Source organism: Streptomyces sp. NBC_00158 (assembly GCF_045160885.1).
In the GTDB taxonomy this organism is placed as follows: domain Bacteria; phylum Actinomycetota; class Actinomycetes; order Streptomycetales; family Streptomycetaceae; genus Streptomyces.
On sequence record NZ_CP108162.1, the window covers coordinates 206,288 to 227,470 of the forward strand.

Sequence of the window (21,183 nt, forward strand, 5' to 3'; positions counted from 1 at the left end):
GACGGGTCTCCCGTCCACGAATCCACCCAGGTGATGCCCATGACTTCCAGTTCCGTCCTCCCCCTGCCCGTACCCGTGCCCGTGCCCGTGCCCGTACCCGTACCCGTACCCGTGCCCGCGGCGGCCGACCGGCCACAGCTCGGCCTCGCCGAGGACCTCCTGACGCTCCTGCGGACGACCACCACCGAGCCGCGCCCCGACGAGCAGTTGGAGGCGCTGGCCCTCTCCGTCGCGGCGGACCTGCCCGTACTCCTCTGGGGCGAGCCCGGCATCGGCAAGACGGCCGCGCTGACCCAGCTCGCCACCTCCCTCGACCTGCCGCTGACCACGGTGATCGCCAGCGTCCACGAGCCGACCGACTTCTCCGGGCTGCCGATCGTGGGCGAGGACCCGGCGGTGAACGGGGTGCCGATGGCCCCGCCCCAGTGGGCCGTGGAGCTGGTGCGCGCCGGGCGGGGGCTGCTCTTCCTCGACGAGCTGTCCACCGCCACCCCCGCCGTGCAGGCCGCGCTGCTGCGCGTGGTCCTGGAACGGAGGGTCGGCGCGCTGCAACTGCCGCCCGGCGTACGGATCGTCGCCGCCGCCAACCCCCGGGCGTCGGCCGCCGACGGCTGGGAGCTGAGCCCGCCGCTGGCGAACCGGTTCGTGCACCTGTACTGGGTGCACGACCGGGAGGTGGTGGTGCGCGGTCTCGGCGGGGTCTGGCCGCGCGCGGAGCTGCCCCGGCTGGACCCGGCGGGGCTGCCGGACGCGGTGGCGTTCGCCCGTCGTGCGGTGTGCGACTTCCTGAACACCCGGCCGACGCTGATCCACCGGCTGCCGACCACCGAGACCCGGCGCGGCGGTGCCTGGCCCTCGCCCCGCAGCTGGGAGGCCGCGATGACGCTGCTCGCCTTCGGCACCGCCGCCTCCGTCTCCCGGGACGTGCTGGCGCTGCTGGTCCGGGGTGCGGTCGGGGACGGGCCCGGCCTCGAACTGCTCGCCCACATCGACCGGATGGAGCTGCCCGACCCGGACGTGCTGCTGGCCGACCCGGCCACGGCCGAACTGCCCGAGCGCGGCGACCTGCGTCAGGCCGCCCTGGAGGGGGTGGTGGCCGCCGTCGGCGCGCGCCCGGAGCGGGAGCGCTGGGAGGCGGCCTGGGCGGTGCTGGTCAGGGCGATGGAGACCGGGACGCCGGACCTGCTGGTCGGCCCGGCGAAGGCGCTGGCCGCGCTGCGGCGCGAGGGCTGGGAGGTGCCGGAAGCGGTGGAGCGCCTCTCGTCGGTGGTGGGCCTGTCCCGGCGGGCGGAGAGCTCGGTGGCCCGGACCGCGGCGGCCGCCGGCGCGGGTCGCGCGGCGGGCGGGCGCGCATGACGGGGGCCGTGAGGCAGCCGGCGCGGCGCCCGGCGGCCGGGTCGGGACGTCCGGTGCCGCGCCCGATGGCCCCGCCCCCGCCGCCGCGGCCGGTGGGGGCCGCCGTGCCCGGCCCGCCGCCGGGATCCGCCGTCCCCCTGGACACGGAGAAGCTGCTGGCCGCCCGGCTGTACGCGGTCGCGGTCCGCCCGTACCTCGCCAGTGCGCTCTTCGCGCTGCACGTGGTGGAGGACCGGTCGGTGCCGACGATGGCGGTGGACGCGTACTGGCGCTGCTACGTCTCCCCGCTGTTCGTGGCGCGCACCCCGCTGGAGGAGCTGGCGGGCGTATGGGTGCACGAGGTCTCCCACCTGCTCCGGGACCACCACGGGCGGAGCGAGCGGTACGCGCGGGAGCACGGCGAGCGGGTGTCCGGGCAGCGGCTGCGGCAGAACATCGCCGCGGACTTCGAGATCAACGACGACATCTACGGCGACGGCCTGCCGATGCCGACGGGGGCGGTACGGCCGTCGATGCTCGGTCTGCCGGACGGGCTGCTGATGGAGGAGTACCTGCAGACGGCCTCGATGTCGGGCAGCACCACGCCGCTGGACTGGCTCGACTGCGGCAGTGGCGCGGACGGGCGCGCGAGGCCCTGGGAGCTGGGGCCGGACGGGGCGAACGCACTGAGCCGGCAGCAGCGGGACGCGGTGCGCTTCCGGGTGTCCGAGGCGATCACCGCCCGGCCGGGGGACGCGCCGGACGGGTGGCGCCGGTGGGCGGACGAGGCGTTCCACCCGCCGCAGCCGTGGCGGCAGTTGCTCGGTGCGGCGGTACGCGCGGCCGCGGGCGCGCCGGGGGCGGGCGAGGACCACAGCTACCGGCGCCCGTCCCGGCGCTCGGCGGGCGTCCCCGGCGTCGTGCTGCCGAGCCTGCGCCGGATGCCGCCGCGGGTCTGCGTCGTGATCGACACCTCCGCCTCGGTGACGGACGCGGAGCTGGGCGGCGCGCTGCTGGAGGTGGCGGCGATCTCCCGGGCGGTGGGCGGGCGGCGCGACCTGGTCTCGGTGATCTCCTGTGACGCTGCGGCGGGGGTCGCCGTACCGCTGTGCCGCGCCGAGAACCTCGAACTGATCGGTGGCGGCGGTACGGACCTGCGGTCCGGCTTCGCCCGGGCGCTGCGCTCCCGGCCCCGCCCGGACGTGATCGTGGCCCTGACGGACGGCCAGACGCCGTGGCCCTCCGCACAACCGCCCTGCCGCACGGTCGTCGGCCTCTTCCCGCGCCCCGCCGCCGCCGTGGACGAGGACGACCCGGACTACGTCCCCGACACCCCGCCCGCCTGGGCACGTGTCGTACGCATCGGGTAGCGGGGCGGGCGGGGCGGCGCGGTGCGGTCAGCGGTCGTCGAGGAGGGCGAAGGCCTCGGCGAAGTCCGCGTGCGCGGGTTCGAAGGACCGTGCCGCGACGAGGAACAACGACCGGTCGGTGAGGGCTCGGGCGAGGCGTGCGGGGTCGTCGGGGAGGCTGCGGGCGAGCGTCACGCCCTCGTCGAAGTACGGGGTGAACCGCTCCTGGAACAGGTGGGGGTGGTCGCCCTCGCGGACGGCCGCGCGGATGGCGATCCTGCGCCGGACGTCGGCCAGCTCGGTCAGCCGGCCGGCCCCGCGCAGTTCCGCCGCCTCCGCTTCGAGGCCCGGCAGCATGCCGAGGAAGCCCTCCCGCACGTCGCGCGACCAGCCGTGCTGCGTGCCGAACGGCGGCATCGGGTTCCCGGGGCTCGCGGCGGGTTCGGCCGCCCGGCCCGAGAGGACGAAGAGCGTCCGCCACCAGCCGAGGATGCAGCTCCAGTTCTCGGGCTCGCCCTTGGCCGCGAGTTCCTCCAGGACGCCCAGTGCCTCCCGCCGGGCGGCCGCGGCACCCTCCCCGTCCCCGGCGGTCTCCCTCATCCGGGAGAAGTGGACCAGCTCCCAGGTGCGTATCGCCAGCGCGGTGCGCCCTTCGGCCGCCTCGCGCCGGGTCTCCGCGAGCAGTTCGCCGAAGACGGCCGATGCCGCGTCGTGCAGCCCGGCGCCCTCCAGGTTCGCCGCCCACCGCACCTTGTTCCAAAAGGAGTGCTCCGGGATCGCGTTCTGCCTGGCCTCCTCGTCGAGGTCCGCGGCTTCCTCGAAGCGCCCCTCCTCGGCCAGGACCCGGACCAGGGGTCCGCTCCAGCCGGCCCCGGCCAGCTCCTCGCAGACCGCCCGCCCTTCCGCCCTGCGCCCGAGGGCGAACAGGGAGGCCTGCTGGGCGTCCAGGGCCCCGCACAACCGCTCCGCCCGGTTCGGAGTGCCGGCCTCCATCGCGCGGGCGGCCCGGGAGGCCTCGGCCGCCAGCGCGAGCTCCACCTCCGGATCCCTGCTCTCGTAGCGCAGCGAGAGCAGGGCGTCCACCAGCTTCGGCACGTACGCCTTCGGACTCACCCCGGCCAGTACCCGGTACGCCCCGACCAGCTCGGCCCGGCTCGGCCGGCCGGACCCCAGCAGCAGCACTCGGGCCCGAAGCACCGCATCGTGATCGATCGTCACCATTTCCCCCTGTCTCCGGATGACGCAAGAAGGAGATTCTGTGAGATGGGGAACGGACCGGACAAGGCTCGCGAACTGTGCGTTCCGTCCTACGAAAAACGGCTCTGACCTGTCATGATGTACACGTCTTCACCCTGAACCGGCTCAGGTGCGGGGCTCCATGGCCCCCAGGCCCAGGGTCCGGAGCGTGTGCTCGGCCATCCGGAGGTGGCCGACCGCGTTGGGGTGGGCCGGGTCGTCGAGCCAGGCGATGGGGTCGGCGCCGCCGAAGTGCCCGTTCCAGTACGCCTCGTGGTCGACCAGCAGCGCACCGGTTTCCTTCGCGATGTCCCGTACGGCCTGCGCGTACGCGGGGAGCGCGCCGCGGGCCTCACGGCCGGCGATGCTGACGAGCACCGGGGTGTGGAGGACGATCTGGGTGTCCGTCCCCGTACGGCCGATGAGCCGGTGCATGGCGTCGTGGAACTCCGGCAGCCCGGCCAGGCCGGCGCGCGCGTCGTTCGTGCCGAGCGATATGGAAAGGACGTCGGGCGCGAAGCGTCCGACGAGGTGCTCGTAGGAACCGAGGACGTCCACGGCACGCCAGCCGGAGACACCGGTGTTGACGACGATGTCGGTCAGCCGGTCCATCTGCCACCGGACCCGTTCCTGCAGGTGTTCCACCCAGCCGCGTGCGCCGTGGGTGTGCAGTACGGCCTGGGTGATGCTGTCGCCGGTGGCGACCCAGGTCATCGGTGTCGCAGAGAGGCGGATCATGCGGTTCTCCTCAGGTGTGGGGATGCCCGGGGTCGTCCCGGGCCGGGGCCGGTCAGGCCCTATTCAAGATCAGGGACATGGCGCCGGGCCGACCGGGTCCAGGCGGTGAGTGCGGCCGCGCGGTCCGGGCGGTCCCGGCGGCCTCAGCGGCCTCGGCCCGCGACCGCGTAGGACCGCCGGTCCGCGGTGAACCGGTCGGCTAGGTTTCCGTCATGACGACTACGGAGCCCCGTCCCCGCCCCCGCCCCGACCTGCGGCCCCCGGGCCTGAACGCCGACGAGAAGACCACCCTGCTGGCCTTCCTGGACTACCTGCGCGAGTCCGTCCTGGCGAAGGCGGCCGGCGTCCCGGAGCCCGCGGTCCGTACGGCCGGCGTCCCGTCCGGGACCAGCCTGCTCGGCCTGCTCAAGCACCTGACGGCCGTCGAGCTCAACTGGTTCGTCTGGGCCTACGCGGGCGCCGGTGACGAGCCGTGGGACGACGAGGAGGCGGTCGCCGCCGGCGAGACCGCGGCGGACCTGGCGGACGCCTACCGCCGGGCGGTCACCCGGGCCAACGAAGTCGTCCTGGCCTGCACCGACCTGGACCTCCCCGGCGCCCGCTCACTGCGGGAGACCCCGGCGCCCTCGATGCGCTGGGTACTGGTCCACATGATCGAGGAGACCGCCCGGCACGCCGGTCACGCCGACATCCTGCGCGAGCGGATCGACGGCGCGACCGGGAGGTGATCGGGGTGCCGTGAACAGGTGCCGCCGGTCGACCACTCGGGCCGGGCCGGGCCGGCCCGGATTGGACGGGCGGGAGGGAGGCTAAGGTCGTGGTCATGGGGGAAGGGCCGACGCGAGTGAAGCAGTGCAAACAGTGCCGGACGCCGCTCGACGAGCGCCGCCGGGGACGCCCGAAGCGTTTCTGCAGCCGGTGGCACCGGGTGAGGTACTGGCTGGAGGAACTGGGGGAACTCGTGCTGAGCTGAACGAGCCGGGCAACGCCCAGGTTTCCTCCTGCTGCCGGTGGCCATCAGCGTACGGCCGCCGCGGCCAGAGTGCCTCCGCCGGCAGCACGTGCGTGACCTTGCAACCCGAGCAGCGCGTACGGCGTGGCCGCGGAAACAGCCGCCCGGCGGCCCCGCCGGAAGACAACCCCACCCGCCACCCTGCCGTCATCAGGCAGCAGCGATGATGCCCCCGTGGCGACAAACCTTGAACTTTTCGCGGACTACTTCCAGATCCACATCCTGGACGAGGCCTCCGACGCCGACTTCAGCGATGTGTGGACTGCGCAGACGGTGTTGGACGGACTCGGAGTCGCTGAAGGCGGTCTGGCTATCGGCACTGACGTCAACTTCACCGTGTCAGTTGCCGTCCATCTCCTCGCAGACCAGCCCGACGAGGACAGCGACGACTTCGACCACGTCGTCGAGGCAAGCCTCAACCTGGCCTCGGGACGACTCGTAGTGCTCGGCTGCACTGACGACGTCGACGCCGCAGCTCGCTTCGACGTGGCCGCCGGGTGGACCCGCATCCGGGCTTCCAGGCGCGGCCTCGCCGCTGCGGCCCTCCCCGACCTCGACTGCGAGGACGAGCCCGAAGACACAGAGGAAATCCGGCTACAAGCATGGCCGGCCCCGTACTCCGAGCCGCACATCGTCAAACGATGGGCACGTCCCGACGCGGAACCGGTCTCGTGAACGGGACGCCCCACCGGACCAGGCCGCGCGCCTTGAAGCGCAGCTGACCGCCGGCAATCCCCGTGCCACGGCCGAGGTGCGGGGAGGGGTATCCGCCGCGCGCGCCGTCGCCTACTCCAGCAGGCGTTCCGCGTCTTCCGGAACCCACGGGAAGGGAACGTCCGGCCACCGTGCGGCAGCCCAGGCATCGAGGTCGACGGCGAGGACGGCGTCGACGAAGACCTGCGGCGGCCGGTAGCCGTGAACGGTGACGTAGTGCGAGATCAGGAACGGCGCGGCGTAGGCGGTGCCGGCCTCGCCCGGGATCCGTATCTCCCCGTTCCCCTCCGGGGCCTGTGCCTCGGGACACAGGTCGCACTCGTGGACGCCGAGGCAGACGTTCATCCACTGGACCCGCTGGACGGCCCCCAGCTTCTCCACGAAGGCGGCGGGCACGGCTCCCGTCGGGTACGGCTCGTCGGCCTCCAGCCATCCGACGTTCAGGCGGACGTACTCGGGCCGGTACCAGAGCTCGCGGAACGACTCCCCGTCCCCGAAGGCGTCCTCGTCCCGGTAGGTGTACTCGCTGAGATCTTCGTAGAACACCCGCACATCATCGCCGCCGCCCGCCCGCCGTGTCGTCGAGGATCAGCCCGCGCGGACGGTTGTCGTACCGGGGCGGCACAATCGGCGCATGTCTGCTGAGATCTTCGTCGACCTGGGGAAAGTAGATGCGCCGTCGGGTGCGCTGGTCCTGGGCATGGCCACTTGGATCGACCAGTGGCGCCATGCGGGCCGGCCCCTGTCCGAGCGTGCCGGGGCCGCTGCGGCGGCGGGCGGAGGCCACCTTCGTGAGGGGCTGTGCGAGGCGGTCGCTGTTCCGGCAGCCCACGACCGGGCTCTGACGGTGCGGGCGACCACCTCGCCGTCTCCGTTCGACGGGGAGCCTGCGATATCGACCTTGGAGGTCGGACTGGGTCTGCCGTGGTCCGAGACCGCGGACCCGTCGGTTCCGGTTCCGCTCGGGGACCTGCCCGTCGACCGGGTGCGGCATGGTCGTCGGCGACGCCTCCGCGCTGGACGCGTGGACCGGGATGGACGACGAGCCGGCCGACGGGCTCGCCGACGTCTTCTACTGGGGCCTGCACGCCGACGACGCACACGCACGGTTCGGCGGTGCGCGGATCGCCCAGCACGGCGGTACCGGGCCGCACGGGTGGCTGGACGTACCGGTGGCCGAGGCGGCCGCACGTGCGGCCGGACTCACCGCCTGGCGTGACTGTCTCCACGGCATCGGCCTCATGGTCGCGGTCGACGCGCACACCGACTTCCACCGCTTCCGGCGAGCCGGGTGGAACCATCCCCTGCGCGCTGGTGTGATCGACGTCGCCGGTTGCCGGGTGCTCGGCATCGAATGGGACCAGGGCGACCACTCGATCAGGCACCGCGGCGAGCGGGCCGCCGGTCAGGTCTACCCGGTCACGCTGCATGCCGACGGGGCGGGGATGACGGTGCTGCGGTGGACCATCCCGCCCTACGCCCTCGGGGACGCGCACGCGGAGCCCGAGCGCGCTCCCTAGAGCGGCGGCGGCTCGGCGGAGGTCCCGGCCGCACCGGCGCTGTCAGGGGCGTTGAGTACGGTCTACCCATGGACCGTCAGAGGGCTGGAGACGCACGGCAGGCGTGGGGGCGGGTGACCGCATGGCTCGAACGTCATGCCCCCGATGTGTTCGCTGCTCTCGGCAGCGCGGGGAGTGCGGCGGCCGTCCACGAAGCCGAACGGCGCATGGGCCTGGAACTGCCGGAACAGCTACGGCAGTGGCTTCTGGCTCACGACGTCGAGGCGGGCCGGCAGACTCGCACCGGATCGGATCTGGTGGCGTTGGGGTGCCCGGGCGTCATCCTCAGTGGCGGACTTCTTCTGGGCCTCATGGACGTCGAGCGCGTCTACCACCACCGGATGGCCATGGAGGAAGCGGCACCGTCCGGAGACCCTGACCACCCGTCTTGGCGCAGGGAGTGGGTGCCGATCGTCTCGGAGCGCGACGGCACCCACGGGAAGTTCGTGAACACGGCCACCGGCACGGTGGGGTCCTGGAGCGAGGGGTCGTCCCCTGAAGACGGCGAGTTCGCCTCGCTGTTCGCCTTCTTCGAGCACGTGGCCGACCAGCTTGAGGGGGTCTCTTCGGGTGACCGCGGCGGGCTTGGCAGGGCCCCTGGACCCGCTCCGCGTCCGGAGGATGACAGCGTACGTCTCTGGGCCCGTGCGAACGGCTACCTCGTAAACGACCGCGGCCGTATCCCCGCGGCCATCCGCGAGGCATACGAGGCATCACGGTAAGCCGCCGGGGCCCGCTGCTCGCCTGTGAGATGACCCGTGCCATGGAGCGTGCCCTTCAGCTCTGTCGGGGCGTCAGCAGGGCGCGTGCCCAGTCGGGGTGTCGGGCGGGTGGCTCGCTCGGCAGGTTCTGGGGGGCCATGGGCCGGTGCACGGGGCCGGGTCGAGGGGGGCGCCCTCTCGCGGGACGGTGCGGTCGCACCAGCCGCAGAGCACCGCCGCGCGGACGCCCGCGGCCTCCAGCACGTCGGCCGCGTCCTGGGCGGTTTCGAGCCAGTCGGGTTCCGTGGCCGCCACGGGCGCGCGGTCCAGCAGGAGCTTGCTGTTCCAGAGGCTGAGGCCGGTGACCGTCCGGACCGCACGGACCGCCTCCGTCTTCCGGTCACCCGGCTCCGTGAGCAGGACTCGGAATCCCGGCTCTTCCACACGCCCTCCCTGGCGACACGCGCTCGTCCTGTGCCCGGCAAGTCAACCATCCCCGCGGCCACGGGCGCGGTCCCGCTCCGTCCGGCCGTCCGGCCGGAGATCCGGGCCGGCGGATGTGACATCCTGCGGGGATTCCGGCGGGCCGGCCGTCGGCGGCGGAGAGGAATCCCATGACCCGCAGCGCGCTCCTGGTCGGAGCCACCGGACTGGTCGGCGGGCAGTTGCTGGTGCGGCTGCTGCGCGACCCGCGCTACGAACGCGTCACCGTGCTGGCCCGCCGCCCGCTCGGGCTCGAACACCCGCGGCTGGAAGCCCGGGTGGTGGACTTCGCCAAGCTCGGGGCCGACGACCTGCCGTCCGGGCCGGGCGGCGGGACGGACGTGTACGGCGCGCTGGGCACCACCATCCGGCAGGCGGGCTCGCAGGAGGCCTTCCGCGAGGTGGACCAGCACCACACCGTACGCGTGGCGGGGCTGGCCCGGGAGGCGGGCGCCGAGCGGATCGCGGTCGTGTCCTCGGTCGGCGCCGGTTCCGGCAGCCGGGCCTTCTACCTGCGGGTCAAGGGGGACATGGAAGCGGAGGTGACGGCCCTGGGCTACCGGCAGACCGAGTTCTTCCGGCCCTCCTTCATCCTCGGGCACCGCCCCTCCCACCGCCGCGGCGAGGGGCTCGGCAGCTCCGCCGCGACCGTGCTGGCCCCGCTGCTGGCCGGGCCCGCCCGCCCCTACCGCCCGGTGCCCGCGGGCCGGCTCGCCGCGGCCATGGTCGCCGCGCTGGCCGAGGACCGAGCCGGCGTCCGGGTCCGTACGTACGACGACTTCCTGGCCCTCGCCCCCGAGCCGGCCGCGGTCGCGGTCGCGGCCGGCAAGGGGTAACCGCGTCTACGGCCTGTCGGCGAACGCCTCGGCCAGGATCCCGGCCGTCCGGGACACCAGCTCGTTGTCCGCCTCCGCGTCCTGCGCGGGCTTGGTCGTCAGGACCGCCATGACCAGCGGCGAGCCGTGGGGCCGCCAGGCGATGCCGACGTCGTTGTTCGTGCCGTAGGAGCCGCCGCCCGTCTTGTCGCCCAGCCGCCACTCGGCGGGCAGCCCCTTGCGGAAGCGCGCACTGCTCGTCGTGTTGGCGCACAGCCAGTCGGTCAGCAGCCCGCGGTCGGCGCGGCCGAGGGCGTCGCCGAGGACCAGCCGGGCGTACGTGCGGCCGATCGCCCGCGGGGTGGTGACGTCGGTGAGGCGGTCCGGTTCGGCGGTGTTCAGCTCGGGCTCCCACCGGTCCAGGCGCGTCACCGGGTCGCCCAGGGAGCGGGCGAAGCGGGTGACGGCGGACGGGCCGCCGAGTTCGCGCAGCAGCAGGTTGGCCGCGGTGTTGTCGCTGTAGGTGATGCTCACCTCGCACAGCTCGGCGATCGTCAGGCCGTTGGCGAGGTGGGCCGGCCGCTTGGTCCACTCCGAGTAGCCCGACCGTTCGATGTCCGCCTCGGTGTAGTGGATGCGGCGGGCGAGGACCGAGCCGTCGTGGTCGAGATCGCGCAACACCGCGGCGGCGGCGAGGGTCTTGAACACCGAGCACATGGGGAAGAGCTCGTCCGCCCGGTGGGTGACGGCCCGTCCGGTGTCCGTCTCCAGGGCGTACACCCCGAGGCGTGCGCCGCGCTCGCGTTCGAGCTCGGCCAGGGCCCGGGCGACCCGGGGACCGGCTCCGGCTCGGGTTCCGGAGGAGGCCGAGGCCGAGGCGGCTGGGGCTAAGCCGGTGGTGAGCACGGCACCGGCACCGGCTCCTAGAGCGGTCAGGACCGTGCGGCGAGCGGGAGGCGTGGGCATGGGCATGGGCATGGGCATGGGGAGCCTCGTCTTCCTTCACGTGTTCCCTCAGGGTGGTCCTTCAGGGAACCTTGACGATCAAGACGCACTGGGCGGATGGGGCGGTTCCAGCCCGGTTTGCGGCTCTCCCCGCCCCCCCCGGTCGTGGTCGGCGGGTCCCGGTCGTACGGTGGTGGGAGGGGGGTGGAGCGGGCACCCGCGGCCCTTGTTCCCTCCGAGAGCAGGTGTATCCCCTTGCGCACGTCAAGCCGCACGTCAAGCCGTACGTCCACCCGTACGCCGTCCCGCATCGTCGGCGTCCTCGCCGCCCTCGCCCTCGCCGTCGGCGGAGCGGCGCTCACTGCCCCCGCCGCGCACGCGGACGTGCGGGCCTGCATCAACCAGGTCGAGCGCGAGCTGCGCGGCGGCGAAGCCCCCGAGTACGTCCGTGACGCCTGTTCCGCCGGCCTCGGCGGCGAACACGAGCTGTGCGTGTCCGGCCTGACCAAGGGCGGCGTCACCAACGGGACCGCGGTCAGCGCCTGCCGGGTCGCCCCGTAGCCCGCATCCGGCGCTCTTCGCACGTGCGTGCTGTTGAATGACGCCCATGTGGATCACGGGGGCGTTGGTCGGGACGATCGTCTTCCTGCTCGTGGTGGTGGCACCCGCCGTGGTGGGCCGGCGGCTGCTCGGGGTGCGGGCGGGTGCGGTGCGGGTCGCGGTCGCCGGAATGTGCGGACTCGCGGTGTCCGGGGGGCTGTTCGGGCACCGGCTGGAGGAGTCGGGGGAGCTCGCGCCGCTGCTCTCCCTGATGGTCGGGGTGGGGATGTTCGCCTCGATGGTGGTGCTCGTCGCGCTGGACGTCCTGGTGCCCGTGGGCGCCGTACGGCCGCTCGGCTGGGCGCAGTCGGTCCGGGGGCGGGTCGCGCGGGCGCGCCGGTACTCCGCGGTGGTGCGCATCGCGACCCGGCACGGGCTCGGCCCGTACCTGCGGGGGCGGCGCAGCGCGCCCGGTGTGCGGCACGAGTTGCTGGCGCGGGAGCTGCGGCAGGCGTTGCAGGCCGGCGGGACCACCTTCGTGAAGCTGGGGCAGCTGATGTCGACCCGGCGGGACCTGCTGCCCGAGGCGTACGTCGAGGAGCTCAGCCTGCTCCAGGACCAGGTGCCGCCCGCGCCCTGGGACGAGGTCGAGGCGCAGCTCCGGGAGAGCCTGGGGGCACCGGTGCGGGAGGTGTTCGCCGCGTTCGAACGGGTCCCGCTGGCGGCGGCGTCGATCGCGCAGGTGCACGCGGCCGTCCTGCACGACGGCACCGAGGTCATCGTCAAGGTGCAGCGGCCCGGGATACCGGGGCTCGTGGAGCGCGACCTGGACATCGTCGGGCGGCTGGCCGCCGCCCTGAGCGACCGCACCGCCTGGGGGCGCGGTCTCGGGCTGAACGAGCTGGCGCAGGGCTTCGCGGTCGCGCTGCGCGAGGAACTGGACTTCCGAGTCGAGGCACGCAACATGAGCGCGGTGCGCCGGGCCGCCGAAGCCCGCGGTGATGCCGGCGTCGCCATACCCGTCCTGCACGGGCAGTTCAGCACGGAGCGCGTGCTCGTCATGAGCCGGGTCGAGGGCACTTCGCTCGGCAAGGCCGTCCCGGACGACCAGCGGCACGGCACCGAGCTGGCCGAGACCCTGCTGACCACGCTGCTCAACCAGATCACTCTGGACGGCGTCTTCCACGCCGATCCGCACCCCGGCAACATCCTGCTCCAGCCCGACGGCACGGCCGCCCTGCTCGACTTCGGGTCCGTCGGCAGGATCGACTCCGGGCTCCGCGAGGCGATGGGCGGCCTCTTCCTCGCCGTCGACCGCGGCGATCCGGTCGCGCTGCGCGATGCCCTGCTGGAGATCACCGATCGTCCCGAGGACGTCGACGAACAGCGGCTGCTGCGCGCGCTCGGGCAGTTCAGTGCTCGGCACCTGGGGCACGGGGCCGCGCCCGACGTGGAGATGTTCGGCGATCTGTTCCGGCTGGTGGCCGATTTCCGGCTGGCGGTCCTGCCCGAGATCGCGGCGGTGTTCCGGGCCCTGGCCACCCTGGAGGGCACACTCGTACGCCTCTCCCCCGGCTTCAACATGCTGGAGGCGTCCCGTGCGTACGCCTCGGACCGGCTCACCGACCGGCTGGGTCCGCAGGGTGCCCGTGACACGGCCCGCGACGAACTGGTCGCGCTGCTGCCCGTGCTGCGGCGGCTGCCGCGCCGACTCGACCGGGTGGGCGGTGCGCTGGAGGAGGGGCGGCTCGGGGTCAACGTGCGGCTGTTCGCCGATGCCCGCGACCGGCGGGTCGCCGGCGAGCTGGTCGGGCGGGTGGTGCACGCCCTCGTGGGGATCTTCCTCGGGTTCGCCGGTCTCCAGCTCCTGGGGATGAAGGGCGGGCCGCGCGTGAGCGAACACCTGGAGCTGTACGGGCTGATGGGGTGCAACCTCCTGCTGCTCTCCGCCGCCATCCTGCTGCGTACCGTGTACGTCACCAGTCGGCCCATGGAGTGACCCCCTGGGCATCGGCGGCCCGGGAACGGCCTAGGGTCGGTCCATGAGCACGCCAGACGACGACCGCACCGTCTTCGACCACACCGCCTTCGACCACGACCAGGACCACGACCTCGACCTCCTCGACGCCCACCTGGACGACCTGTGGCGAGCGGCCGGCGAACTCTCGCGGGGGAACCCGGCGGCCCTCCCCGAGGCGCCGCGCGAGCCGGCCGGGGTCGCGGCGGACGGTGCGGCGTCGGAGCTGCTGCGGTGGGGGTACGGGGAGCTGGCCGGCATCCCGCGCTCGCCGGCCGACGGGTTCGCCCGGAGCGCCGGAAGCACGCTGATGGAGCTGCGGCGGCGGCGCAGCCCCTGGAACGCGGCGGCGCTGCGGCTGCTGGAGGACCCGTACGTCTTCCTCGCCACCGGTCCGCGCCGGCACGAGGACTGGGCCGAGGACGTGCTCGCCCTGATGCGCCGGGAGGTCCCGGACCCGCGCGGCTGGCTGCGGATCGACTACGACCGCGCCGACGGCGCCACCCGTACCGTGTCGGCGTACCCGTTCGATCCGCCGCCCGCCGCGGGGTTCCGGGACCGGCTGCACGAGCTGGAGCCGGCGGGGGCCGTGACGGCGCTCTCCGTCATGGCGGAGGAGTGGGGCGACGACCGGCCCGTGCGGGACCGGCCGGAACGCGACGCCCTGCTGGCCGACGCCCGGTTGCTGCTGGACCGCTACGGCCCGGACGCCCGGTTCTGGACGAACGCCCTGGACGCGGCCTCGGACCCGGCACGGGACTTCGTACGGGCCGGGCTCAAGGGCACGAGGGCGTACAGGTTCGTCACCGACGAGTACCGGGGCGGCATCGACCTGTTCGAGGAGCTGGGCCTCATCGCCGTGTCCGGCGACGAGGTCGGGGTCTTCTGGTCCTTCGGCGCGTACTGACCTCCCCCGCTCAGGGGCGGACGACGATGTTGCCGGTCTTGCGTCCGCTGTCGACCCGGCGGTGCGCTTCGGCGATGTCGCGCAGGTCGTAGGTCCGGTCGATCACGACGGTGAGCACGCCGTCGGCGACCAGGCGCAGGAGGTACGCGAAGTTCTCGGCGCGTTCGGGCGAGGTGCCCGCGACGACGTCGCCCCGGGCGCGGACGGTTTCTCCGAGGTCCGCGACGGCCAGCAGCAGCACTCCACCGGGGTTCAGCAGCCGCCGGCCCGACGCGATCGAGAGGTTGCCGACGGTGTCGAGGACCACGTCGAACCGGTCGGGGAGGGTGGACAGGTCCTCCCGGGTGTAGTCGATGACCCGCTCCGCTCCCAGGCCGGCGACCAGGGCGGTGTTCGGCGTGCTGGTGACTGCGGTGACGGTCGCGCCGAGGTGCCTGGCCAGCTGGACGGCGTTCGTGCCGATGGCGCCCGACGCGCCGTTGACGCACACGGACGTGCCGGGGCCCAGCGACGCCTTGTCCCGGAGGAAGAACAGCGCCGTCGAGCCGCCGAACAGGACCGCCGCCGCGTCGTCGTGGCTCACGGCGGGCGGCTTCGGTGCGAGCTTCTTCGCCGGCACCACGACGTACTCGGCGTGTGCGCCCATCCTGATCCCGGTCATGCCGCACACCTCGTCGCCCGGTGCCACGTCGCCGACGTGCGGGCCGACGGCCGCGACCTCGCCGGAGAAGGCGCTGCCCAGGACCGGGCGCCGGGGGCGGAAGAGGCCGAAGGCCAGCCGGGCGAACGGGCCGAAGCCCGAGGGGAAGCGGGCCCCGCGGATGCGCGAGTCGGCCGAGGTGACCGCCACCGCCCTGACCCGTACCAGTACCTCGCCCTTGCGGGGCGCGGGCCGGGGAACCTCACCGATGCGTACGACGTCGGGTGCGCCGTACCGGTCGACGACGGCTGCCTGCATGTCTCGCCCTCCCCTTACCTCTCCTTACAGGTGTAAGTCTGCGCTCCACGGTAGCCTTACGGGCGTAAGGCAGCAAGTCTGATGCGAGAGGTTCCCCCATGCCCCGGCGTCCAGCGCTCAGTCACGACCGCATCGTCGAAGCCGCGGTCCGGGTCGCCGACCGCGGCGGCCTCGGCCAGGTGAGCATGCGCAACGTCGGCAAGGAGCTCGGCGTCGAGGCGATGTCGCTCTACCACCACCTCGCCGGCAAGGAGGCGTTGCTGGACGCCCTGGCGAACTGGATCTTCGCGCGGATCGAGCTGCCCGGCGCCGGGCAGCCGTGGCGGCGGGCGATGGCCGACCGCGCGGCGTCGGCCCGCACCACCCTGGCGCGGCACCCCTGGGCCCTCGGCCTCATCGGGTCGCGCCGCGCCCCCGGACCGGCGCTGCTCCGGCACCACGACGCCGTGCTCGGCTGCCTGCGCCGGGGCGGCTTCCCGGTGCGGCTGGCCGCGCACGCGTTCTCCGCGATCGACGCCTACGTCTACGGCTTCGTGCTGACCGAGCTCAACCTGCCCTTCGACCCCGGCGTCGGCGCCCGGGAGTTCGTCGACGAGATCCAGGACCTGCTGTCCCCCGAGTCCTACCCGCACCTGGTCGAACTGATCACCGAGCACGTGGTGCACCAGGACTACGCCTACGCCGACGAGTTCGAGTACGGCCTCGACCTCATCCTCGACAGCCTCGAATCGCGCCTGGCGGACCGGTGACGCGCCGGGCGGCGATCCACGGCGGAAACACGTACCGCGGTGAAGTGTGGTGGGTCGACTTCGACGAGCGCCGCCCGGTCGTTCTGGTGTCGGACGAGGAGCCGTCCGGGTTCCGGGCGGTGCAGGTCGTCGCACCGGCGGGCGTCGACATCAGCGGCCTCGGCGTCGAGGTGGCGGTGGGCCGCCCGGAAGGGCTGCCCTTCGACGGCGTGCTGCGGTTCGCGTTCCCGCGTCCGGGCTTCGCTCCCTGCACGTGGCTGACCACCCTGACCCGGGAGGACCTGGTCGAGCGGGCGGGCGTGCTGTCCTCGGCGAAGCTCGGCGAGGTGGAGGACGCGCTCCGCGCCGCCGGGGAGGGGAGGGAGTGGACACCGGTGGCGGCTGCCGGGTTCCGCGGGATCAGGGACGCCCTCCGTCCAGAGTGACGCGGCCGCCCCGGCCCGGCCGTACGGGTGATTCTCGGCTCCGTTGGCCGATCCGGGGGCGGCGCGGCGGGCGCGCCCCGGTGCGTACCGGCCGAGTGTGAGGGGATCGTCCGCACCTCGCTGCAGGACGCCGTCGCCGAGGGTGTGAGTGCCGTGATCCGTTTCGTGTCCGTCCTGCCAGTCGCCGCCGCCGTGACAGGTGTGCTCGCCGCCCCCGCGGGCGCCGCCGCGGCCGATCCGAGGCCGATCACCTCGCCCTACGTCCAGGCCGCCGCGGACGTCTCGGGCTCCGGGACGCTGCTGCGGGCGAAGAACATCGACTGGGTGCGTCACGTCAACACCGGCAGGTACTGCGTGAACGTCAGCGAGGAGGTCAACCTGGCGTTCAGCGTGGTGCACGTGGAGCTGCCCAATTCCAACCGGCGCAGCTTCAGCACCACGCCCAACGCCACGTGCGGTCCGGACACGGTCACCGTCTTCACGTACGACCTGAACGGCAACTACGTGGACAACCCCTTCACGGTCGCCGTGTTCTGAGGCCGGGTGCGGTCGGCGGCGCGGATCCAGGCCGGGTGCAGGGCCGCGAGGAGCAGGCACGCGCAGGACATGGCGCACCACAGGCCGACGGGTCCGGCGTGCGCGAGCAGTCGTGTGCCGGCGAGCGGGGCGGCGATGGCGCCGATGCCCCAGCTCGTGCCGTAGACCGCCAGGTAGCGGGCCTTGCCGTCGGCGGGGGCCAGTGCGGCGACGAACGCGTACGCGCGGCCCACGAGGAGCAGGTCGCCCGCGCTCCACACCACGGTCGCCACGGTGTGGGCGGCCAGGCCGTCGGCGACCGCGTATCCGGCGAGGCCGAGGGCCAGCAGCAGGTATCCGCCCGCGAAGGCGGCGGGGGCCGGGAGCGCGGCGAGGCGCGGCAGTCGCAGCAGTGGCTGGCCGGCGGCGAGGGTCAGCGCGGACGTGGTGAACAGCAGTCCGGCGTCGCCGGGTCGCAGTCCGCCGCGTTCGAGGGCGAGTGGGAGGCCGGTCATGATCTGGAGGTAGACCACGGCGAACAGCGTGCCCGCCGCGAGCATCACGAGGAGCGAACGGTCCCGCCAGGGGGTGACCGTCGCCGACCGGGGGGCCGTGGCCGGCGCGGCCCTGTGGTCCGGGGGCAGGACGAGGTGCACGGTCAGGGCGCAGAGCAGGCAGGTGAGGGCGTCGGCGACGAAGAGCCACCGCAGGTCCCAGTGGCCGAGGCCGGCCGCCAGGAGGCCCGCGCCCATGCCGGCCACCGCCAGGGCGGCGTTCAGCAGGCCGTAGGCGCGGACCTGTTCGTCGGGTGCCACCACGTCCGCGATCATCGCCTGGCTGGGCGGCTCGTAGATCTCGTAGGCCAGCCCCATCAGTACGGCGAAGCAGGCGGCCGGCACCAGGCCGCGGGACGAGGCGATGCCCAGTTGCGCGAACGCGCACGCGGTCAGCCCGGCCACCATCGTGCGCCGCCGGCCGATGCGGTCGGCCAGGCGGCCGCCGATCAGTCGCGAGGGGATCGTGGCGAGCCCGAAGGCGGCGCTGACGTAGCCGGCGACGACGGGTCCGGCACCGAAGCCCGTCGCGATCAGGACGGTGAGGAAGGCCAGGGAGAACGCCCCGAGCCGGTTCACCGCCCGCGCCACGATCAGCAGCCTTACGGTGCGCGGCAGGTGTTCGCGGCTGTGCGCGGTCTTCACGGCCCCCCTCTCGTGCGGGACCGGCGAAACGCCTGCCGGGTGACTGCCGTTCGGTCGCGCGCGGCGCAGGCTAGAGGTCGCGGGCGTGACCGGTCAAGGCGGGTCGGCCGTGGTCACCGCCCGGCCGTGGTCACCGCCCGGCGGGCACGTCCTCGCAGCGCGGGTTCCGCTCGTCCGCGCCGGCCAGCCGGAAGAAGACCGGCGGAAGGCCGAGCTCGATCACGGTGAGGGCGATCTGGAACCACTGCGGCCGGCCGTGCACGGCGAGCGAGAGCAGCCGGCCCGCGCCGCCCAGCAGGAAGACGCCGGCCAGCCACCGCACCACCCCGGCCGGGACGGGGCGCTGCCGTGCCGCCCAGAGCCAGGCCAGTCCGTAGCCGGCGAAGGCCGCCCCCATGAACCGGCCCCAGCTGTCGACCGTCGCGCCGGCGGAACCGGCGCCGGGGATCGCGGCGTTGCCGAGGGCCACGTGGAAGAGGCCGATCGCCACGCAGGACCAGCCCATCAGCCGTACGAGTGAGCGCAGAGCCTTGCCCATGGCCCCTCCCATGACCCCTCAGCGCCGTCCCGGCAAGGGGTAGTTGACATGCGTCCACTACCCTGGCGCGATAGTAGACACATGTCAACTAGAATGCGTCCATGCCACCCCGCAAGCGCCTCACCCCCGGCGACCGCCGCGCCCAGCTCCTCGCCGTCGGCGCGCGGCTCTTCGCCGCGCGCCCGTACGCCGACGTCCTGATGGAGGAGGTCGCCGAACAGGCCGGCGTCTCCCGCGCCCTGCTCTACCGTCACTTCCCCGGCAAGCAGGAGCTGTTCGCGGCCGTCTACCAGCAGGCGGCCGACCAGCTGCTCGCCGACACCCGGCTCGCCCCCGCCGACTCCCTCGTGGAGCAGCTCGTCCAGGGCATGGACGTGCACCTCGACTACTTCGTGGCGAACCGCAACGCCGTCCTCGCCGCGAACCGGGTCCTCGCGGGCGACCCGGTGATCCAGACGATCATGACGAACGAACTGGACGCGCTGCGCACGCGGCTGCTGGCCGTGCTCCCGCTCGCGGACGAGGACACCCGCGCGGCCGTGTCCGGCGTCCTGAAGAGCTGGCTGGTCTTCGTCCAGGTGCTCTGCGTCGACTGGCTCACCCACGAGACCTGCACCCGCACCCAGCTGCGCGACGCCTGCGTCGGCGCGGCCATCGGCGCCCTCCGGCCCCTGCTCGCCGAGGACCCCGCCCCCGGGCGGCCCGCGTGAGCGGCACGTCGGAGAACGGGCGGCGCGTGCTGGTGGGGATCGACTGGCCGGCGGTCGTCGAAGGGGCCGCGCCCGGCGACCTGCTGAGGTTCCGTCCGGACGCGGCGGCGCGGATCTGGCCCGAGGGAGACGGGGCGCGCTTCGTGACCGCGGTCGGGATCCCGCACTCCCGCGGGCTGTTCCGGATCCTCGGGGAGCTGGCCGACCGGGATCCGGCGAGTCCTGGGACGGCCTTCGCCGGGGACCTGGACGCCCTGCCGGTCGACACCCCGGTCGGGCGGCTCCAGCCGCTGGGCCACCTCTTCCAGGCGGTCGTCCACGTGCACCTCGGCGACGGGACGATCTGGGTCGCGGACCCGGACTCGGAGACCGAGTACGAGCTGGTCCACGGGGACGTTTCCTCGCTCGGCTACCTCGTCTACAAGTTCGAGGTGGAACGGCCGGAACCGCACGAGCGCCCGGACCCCAACGACTGGGCCGCGGTGGAGGAGATCGTCCGGGAGGGCATGGAACGCTGGGACCCGCTGCCGTTCGGGAGCGAGTTCTGGACCACGTTCCTCGACTCCTACCCGATGCTGTGAGGGCAGCGGCCGGGCCCGGCCCCGCCCGTCACGCCGGGTGGGGCTCCGGTGGGGTGTGCAGGAGGTCGAGGCGGCGTTGGGCGGCTTCCGTGGCTCCCGGGCGTCGGCCCGGGACGCGGTGGCGGAGGGCTACCAGGCGGGGGCCCAGCTCTCTGGCCCGGCGGGGGTCCGGGATCTGCTGCCACTGGTGGTGGGCCCGGTCCACGGCGCCCTGCACCGGTGGGGCGTCCGGGGCCTGTCGGCGGCCCAGGCGGGCGTCGGCCGCGGCCATCCACAGTTCGCAGCTGCCCGCCGCGTCGCCGGCGAGGTGGGCGAGGTCGGCCCGTACCTCCAGCCAGTGCACGGCCTCCGCGGAGTGCGGCCCGTACGTGTGGACGGCCCAGCCCTCCCGGTTCGCGGCGAGCGACGCGGCCCGCGCGTGCTGTCCGGCGCGGGCCGCGGCGAGGATCGCGGGGAGCGGGTCCGCGTCCACCGCCGGGGTGGCGTCCGCCGCGAGCAGCAGGGCCGTGCCGTCGTCGGCCTGGGCGGCGGCCTTCGCGTGGAGTTCGGCCAGCGGCGGGGTGAGGCCGCTGCGCCAGATGCCGGCCACGCCCTTCAGGTAGGCGGGGTCCGCGACCCGGTGGCGGGCGGGCGGGAGCGAGACGCGGCCGTAGAGCGAGGTGCCGTGGCCGAGGGAGAGGCCCCCCGCGGAGATCTTCTGCCAGGTGTCGGAGGTGGCGGCGACCAGGTCGACGAGGACGGTCGTGGTGCCGGGGCGGCGCGGCTTCAGCTCGTTCACCAGCCAGGCCCAGGGCAGGCCGGTGTAGCGCAGGTTGGAGGGGGTGCTGCGGGCCAGGGCCAGGTGGATCCCGTACTGCCTGGTGTCGAGGTGGAGTTGCCCCGCCAGGAGGAGGGTGAGCGGGCCCGGCGCGGTGGCGGCGGCCCGGATGCGGGTGAGGACGGTCTGCTGGTCCGTCGGGTCGGCCAGCTCGACGATCGTCCCGGCCGCGGTCCGGGTCAGGGCGCCGTGCGGGCAGGCCGCGAGCGTGGACAGGACGCTGCTGGCGGCGATGAGGCGGCCCTTGCCGACCGGGGCGGCGGCGAGGAGCAGCGCGGTGCCGGGTGGGGTCGTCTCCCCTGTGATCAACACATGAGCACGGTACGCCACCTCTTCGAC

At 73.9% G+C, this 21,183-nt stretch carries 25 protein-coding genes; 15 read left to right on the forward strand and 10 right to left on the reverse strand.

What is annotated here, in order from left to right:
- Nucleotides 1-39: 39 nt before the first annotated feature.
- Both OG553_RS36175 and OG553_RS36180 read left to right on the forward strand, forming a co-directional pair.
- Nucleotides 40-1,356, forward strand: a complete 1,317-nt coding sequence (locus OG553_RS36175; RefSeq protein WP_331728138.1) for a MoxR family ATPase — start codon at nucleotides 40-42, stop codon at nucleotides 1,354-1,356.
- On the forward strand, nucleotides 1,353-2,705 hold the full coding sequence (locus tag OG553_RS36180; RefSeq protein WP_331728141.1) for a DUF2201 family putative metallopeptidase: 1,353 nt from the start codon (nucleotides 1,353-1,355) through the stop codon (nucleotides 2,703-2,705). Before OG553_RS36175 ends, OG553_RS36180 begins: the two co-directional genes overlap by 4 nt.
- A 27-nt stretch (nucleotides 2,706-2,732) precedes the next feature.
- Here the strand turns inward: OG553_RS36180 and OG553_RS36185 are convergent, their stop codons facing one another.
- Both OG553_RS36185 and OG553_RS36190 read right to left on the reverse strand, forming a co-directional pair.
- Nucleotides 2,733-3,905: a hypothetical protein gene (locus tag OG553_RS36185; RefSeq protein WP_331728144.1), complete on the reverse strand. Its 1,173-nt coding sequence runs from the start codon at nucleotides 3,903-3,905 to the stop codon at nucleotides 2,733-2,735.
- 141 nt (nucleotides 3,906-4,046) lie between these two features.
- Nucleotides 4,047-4,658, reverse strand: a complete 612-nt coding sequence (locus OG553_RS36190; RefSeq protein ID WP_331728146.1) for a GDSL-type esterase/lipase family protein — start codon at nucleotides 4,656-4,658, stop codon at nucleotides 4,047-4,049.
- A gap of 212 nt (nucleotides 4,659-4,870) precedes the next feature.
- On the opposite strand from OG553_RS36190, the gene OG553_RS36195 reads away from it, so the two are divergent.
- Complete coding sequence (locus OG553_RS36195; RefSeq protein WP_331728149.1) at nucleotides 4,871-5,386, forward strand: DinB family protein; 516 nt, start codon at nucleotides 4,871-4,873, stop codon at nucleotides 5,384-5,386.
- 458 nt (nucleotides 5,387-5,844) lie between these two features.
- Nucleotides 5,845-6,345 carry a hypothetical protein gene (locus OG553_RS36200; protein WP_331728152.1) on the forward strand — a complete coding sequence of 167 codons (501 nt, stop codon included), beginning with the start codon at nucleotides 5,845-5,847 and terminating at the stop codon, nucleotides 6,343-6,345.
- Between the two features lie 111 nt (nucleotides 6,346-6,456).
- Here the strand turns inward: OG553_RS36200 and OG553_RS36205 are convergent, their stop codons facing one another.
- Entirely contained in the window at nucleotides 6,457-6,930 is a 474-nt protein-coding gene (locus OG553_RS36205; protein WP_331728155.1) for a hypothetical protein, read from the reverse strand.
- A 7-nt stretch (nucleotides 6,931-6,937) separates the two neighbouring features.
- Nucleotides 6,938-7,114, reverse strand: a complete 177-nt coding sequence (locus OG553_RS36210) for a hypothetical protein (protein WP_405983242.1) — start codon at nucleotides 7,112-7,114, stop codon at nucleotides 6,938-6,940.
- Nucleotides 7,115-7,376: 262 nt separating this feature from the next.
- Between OG553_RS36210 and OG553_RS36215 the strand changes: the two genes are divergently transcribed.
- Together OG553_RS36215 and OG553_RS36220 are read left to right on the forward strand one after the other, a co-directional pair.
- On the forward strand, nucleotides 7,377-7,904 hold the full coding sequence (locus OG553_RS36215; protein WP_331728158.1) for a hypothetical protein: 528 nt from the start codon (nucleotides 7,377-7,379) through the stop codon (nucleotides 7,902-7,904).
- 68 nt (nucleotides 7,905-7,972) lie between these two features.
- The gene (locus tag OG553_RS36220) at nucleotides 7,973-8,665 is read left to right on the forward strand and encodes a histone-like nucleoid-structuring protein Lsr2 (protein ID WP_405983243.1); all 693 of its coding nucleotides are present in this window, start codon (nucleotides 7,973-7,975) and stop codon (nucleotides 8,663-8,665) included.
- Nucleotides 8,666-8,737: 72 nt separating this feature from the next.
- Here OG553_RS36220 and OG553_RS36225 read toward each other — a convergent pair whose 3' ends face one another.
- Nucleotides 8,738-9,088 (reverse strand): ribosomal protein L7/L12, encoded by a 351-nt coding sequence (locus tag OG553_RS36225; protein WP_331728160.1) that lies wholly within the window; start codon nucleotides 9,086-9,088, stop codon nucleotides 8,738-8,740.
- A gap of 170 nt (nucleotides 9,089-9,258) precedes the next feature.
- On the opposite strand from OG553_RS36225, the gene OG553_RS36230 reads away from it, so the two are divergent.
- Nucleotides 9,259-9,963 (forward strand): NAD(P)H-binding protein, encoded by a 705-nt coding sequence (locus tag OG553_RS36230; protein ID WP_331728163.1) that lies wholly within the window; start codon nucleotides 9,259-9,261, stop codon nucleotides 9,961-9,963.
- 6 nt (nucleotides 9,964-9,969) lie between these two features.
- Here the strand turns inward: OG553_RS36230 and bla are convergent, their stop codons facing one another.
- Nucleotides 9,970-10,908, reverse strand: coding sequence for a class A beta-lactamase (gene bla, locus OG553_RS36235; RefSeq protein ID WP_405983244.1), 939 nt, complete (start codon nucleotides 10,906-10,908; stop codon nucleotides 9,970-9,972).
- A 234-nt stretch (nucleotides 10,909-11,142) separates the two neighbouring features.
- Here bla and OG553_RS36240 point away from each other — a divergent pair, with 234 nt between their 5' ends.
- The 3 genes from OG553_RS36240 to OG553_RS36250 are packed head-to-tail and all read left to right on the forward strand — an operon-like array spanning nucleotide 11,143 to nucleotide 14,351.
- The gene (locus OG553_RS36240) at nucleotides 11,143-11,448 is read left to right on the forward strand and encodes a hypothetical protein (protein WP_331728168.1); all 306 of its coding nucleotides are present in this window, start codon (nucleotides 11,143-11,145) and stop codon (nucleotides 11,446-11,448) included.
- Nucleotides 11,449-11,494: 46 nt separating this feature from the next.
- Complete coding sequence (locus tag OG553_RS36245) at nucleotides 11,495-13,426, forward strand: ABC1 kinase family protein (protein ID WP_405983245.1); 1,932 nt, start codon at nucleotides 11,495-11,497, stop codon at nucleotides 13,424-13,426.
- Nucleotides 13,427-13,469: 43 nt separating this feature from the next.
- Nucleotides 13,470-14,351, forward strand: a complete 882-nt coding sequence (locus tag OG553_RS36250; protein ID WP_331728173.1) for a hypothetical protein — start codon at nucleotides 13,470-13,472, stop codon at nucleotides 14,349-14,351.
- 10 nt (nucleotides 14,352-14,361) lie between these two features.
- Here the strand turns inward: OG553_RS36250 and OG553_RS36255 are convergent, their stop codons facing one another.
- A complete protein-coding gene (locus OG553_RS36255; protein ID WP_331728176.1) occupies nucleotides 14,362-15,309 on the reverse strand; it encodes an NAD(P)-dependent alcohol dehydrogenase in 948 nt (315 codons plus the stop codon).
- A 98-nt stretch (nucleotides 15,310-15,407) separates the two neighbouring features.
- On the opposite strand from OG553_RS36255, the gene OG553_RS36260 reads away from it, so the two are divergent.
- From OG553_RS36260 to OG553_RS36270, 3 genes are all read left to right on the forward strand, one after another.
- The gene (locus OG553_RS36260) at nucleotides 15,408-16,058 is read left to right on the forward strand and encodes a TetR/AcrR family transcriptional regulator (RefSeq protein WP_331728179.1); all 651 of its coding nucleotides are present in this window, start codon (nucleotides 15,408-15,410) and stop codon (nucleotides 16,056-16,058) included.
- A gap of 44 nt (nucleotides 16,059-16,102) precedes the next feature.
- On the forward strand, nucleotides 16,103-16,483 hold the full coding sequence (locus tag OG553_RS36265) for a type II toxin-antitoxin system PemK/MazF family toxin (RefSeq protein ID WP_405983246.1): 381 nt from the start codon (nucleotides 16,103-16,105) through the stop codon (nucleotides 16,481-16,483).
- Between the two features lie 153 nt (nucleotides 16,484-16,636).
- The gene (locus OG553_RS36270) at nucleotides 16,637-17,020 is read left to right on the forward strand and encodes a hypothetical protein (RefSeq protein WP_331728185.1); all 384 of its coding nucleotides are present in this window, start codon (nucleotides 16,637-16,639) and stop codon (nucleotides 17,018-17,020) included.
- On the opposite strand, the gene OG553_RS36275 is transcribed toward OG553_RS36270, so the two are convergent.
- Both OG553_RS36275 and OG553_RS36280 read right to left on the reverse strand, forming a co-directional pair.
- Nucleotides 16,984-18,198, reverse strand: coding sequence for an MFS transporter (locus OG553_RS36275; protein ID WP_331728188.1), 1,215 nt, complete (start codon nucleotides 18,196-18,198; stop codon nucleotides 16,984-16,986). The two genes, OG553_RS36270 and OG553_RS36275, sit on opposite strands and share 37 nt — an antisense overlap.
- Nucleotides 18,199-18,328: 130 nt before the next feature.
- The gene (locus tag OG553_RS36280; RefSeq protein ID WP_331728699.1) at nucleotides 18,329-18,736 is read right to left on the reverse strand and encodes a DUF4345 domain-containing protein; all 408 of its coding nucleotides are present in this window, start codon (nucleotides 18,734-18,736) and stop codon (nucleotides 18,329-18,331) included.
- A 101-nt stretch (nucleotides 18,737-18,837) separates the two neighbouring features.
- Between OG553_RS36280 and OG553_RS36285 the strand changes: the two genes are divergently transcribed.
- Together OG553_RS36285 and OG553_RS36290 are read left to right on the forward strand one after the other, a co-directional pair.
- Nucleotides 18,838-19,446, forward strand: a complete 609-nt coding sequence (locus OG553_RS36285) for a helix-turn-helix domain-containing protein (RefSeq protein WP_331728191.1) — start codon at nucleotides 18,838-18,840, stop codon at nucleotides 19,444-19,446.
- A complete protein-coding gene (locus OG553_RS36290) occupies nucleotides 19,443-20,027 on the forward strand; it encodes an SUKH-4 family immunity protein (RefSeq protein WP_405983247.1) in 585 nt (194 codons plus the stop codon). The genes OG553_RS36285 and OG553_RS36290 overlap by 4 nt, the downstream gene beginning before the upstream one ends.
- A gap of 28 nt (nucleotides 20,028-20,055) precedes the next feature.
- Here the strand turns inward: OG553_RS36290 and OG553_RS36295 are convergent, their stop codons facing one another.
- Complete coding sequence (locus OG553_RS36295) at nucleotides 20,056-21,156, reverse strand: hypothetical protein (protein ID WP_331728196.1); 1,101 nt, start codon at nucleotides 21,154-21,156, stop codon at nucleotides 20,056-20,058.
- Nucleotides 21,157-21,183 lie beyond the last annotated feature (27 nt).

What these genes read in the sequence shown, in the direction of transcription:
- OG553_RS36175 (WP_331728138.1), top strand. Translation starts at nt 40, where the DNA reads ATGACTTCCAGTTCCGTCCTCCCCCTGCCCGTACCCGTGCCCGTGCCC.
- OG553_RS36180 (WP_331728141.1), top strand. Translation starts at nt 1,353, where the DNA reads ATGACGGGGGCCGTGAGGCAGCCGGCGCGGCGCCCGGCGGCCGGGTCG.
- OG553_RS36185 (WP_331728144.1), bottom strand. Translation starts at nt 3,905, where the DNA reads ATGGTGACGATCGATCACGATGCGGTGCTTCGGGCCCGAGTGCTGCTG.
- OG553_RS36190 (WP_331728146.1), bottom strand. Translation starts at nt 4,658, where the DNA reads ATGATCCGCCTCTCTGCGACACCGATGACCTGGGTCGCCACCGGCGAC.
- OG553_RS36195 (WP_331728149.1), top strand. Translation starts at nt 4,871, where the DNA reads ATGACGACTACGGAGCCCCGTCCCCGCCCCCGCCCCGACCTGCGGCCC.
- OG553_RS36210 (WP_405983242.1), bottom strand. Translation starts at nt 7,114, where the DNA reads ATGGCGCCACTGGTCGATCCAAGTGGCCATGCCCAGGACCAGCGCACC.
- OG553_RS36215 (WP_331728158.1), top strand. Translation starts at nt 7,377, where the DNA reads ATGGTCGTCGGCGACGCCTCCGCGCTGGACGCGTGGACCGGGATGGAC.
- OG553_RS36220 (WP_405983243.1), top strand. Translation starts at nt 7,973, where the DNA reads ATGGACCGTCAGAGGGCTGGAGACGCACGGCAGGCGTGGGGGCGGGTG.
- OG553_RS36230 (WP_331728163.1), top strand. Translation starts at nt 9,259, where the DNA reads ATGACCCGCAGCGCGCTCCTGGTCGGAGCCACCGGACTGGTCGGCGGG.
- bla (WP_405983244.1), bottom strand. Translation starts at nt 10,908, where the DNA reads ATGCCCACGCCTCCCGCTCGCCGCACGGTCCTGACCGCTCTAGGAGCC.
- OG553_RS36245 (WP_405983245.1), top strand. Translation starts at nt 11,495, where the DNA reads ATGTGGATCACGGGGGCGTTGGTCGGGACGATCGTCTTCCTGCTCGTG.
- OG553_RS36250 (WP_331728173.1), top strand. Translation starts at nt 13,470, where the DNA reads ATGAGCACGCCAGACGACGACCGCACCGTCTTCGACCACACCGCCTTC.
- OG553_RS36255 (WP_331728176.1), bottom strand. Translation starts at nt 15,309, where the DNA reads ATGCAGGCAGCCGTCGTCGACCGGTACGGCGCACCCGACGTCGTACGC.
- OG553_RS36260 (WP_331728179.1), top strand. Translation starts at nt 15,408, where the DNA reads ATGCCCCGGCGTCCAGCGCTCAGTCACGACCGCATCGTCGAAGCCGCG.
- OG553_RS36280 (WP_331728699.1), bottom strand. Translation starts at nt 18,736, where the DNA reads ATGGGCAAGGCTCTGCGCTCACTCGTACGGCTGATGGGCTGGTCCTGC.
- OG553_RS36285 (WP_331728191.1), top strand. Translation starts at nt 18,838, where the DNA reads ATGCCACCCCGCAAGCGCCTCACCCCCGGCGACCGCCGCGCCCAGCTC.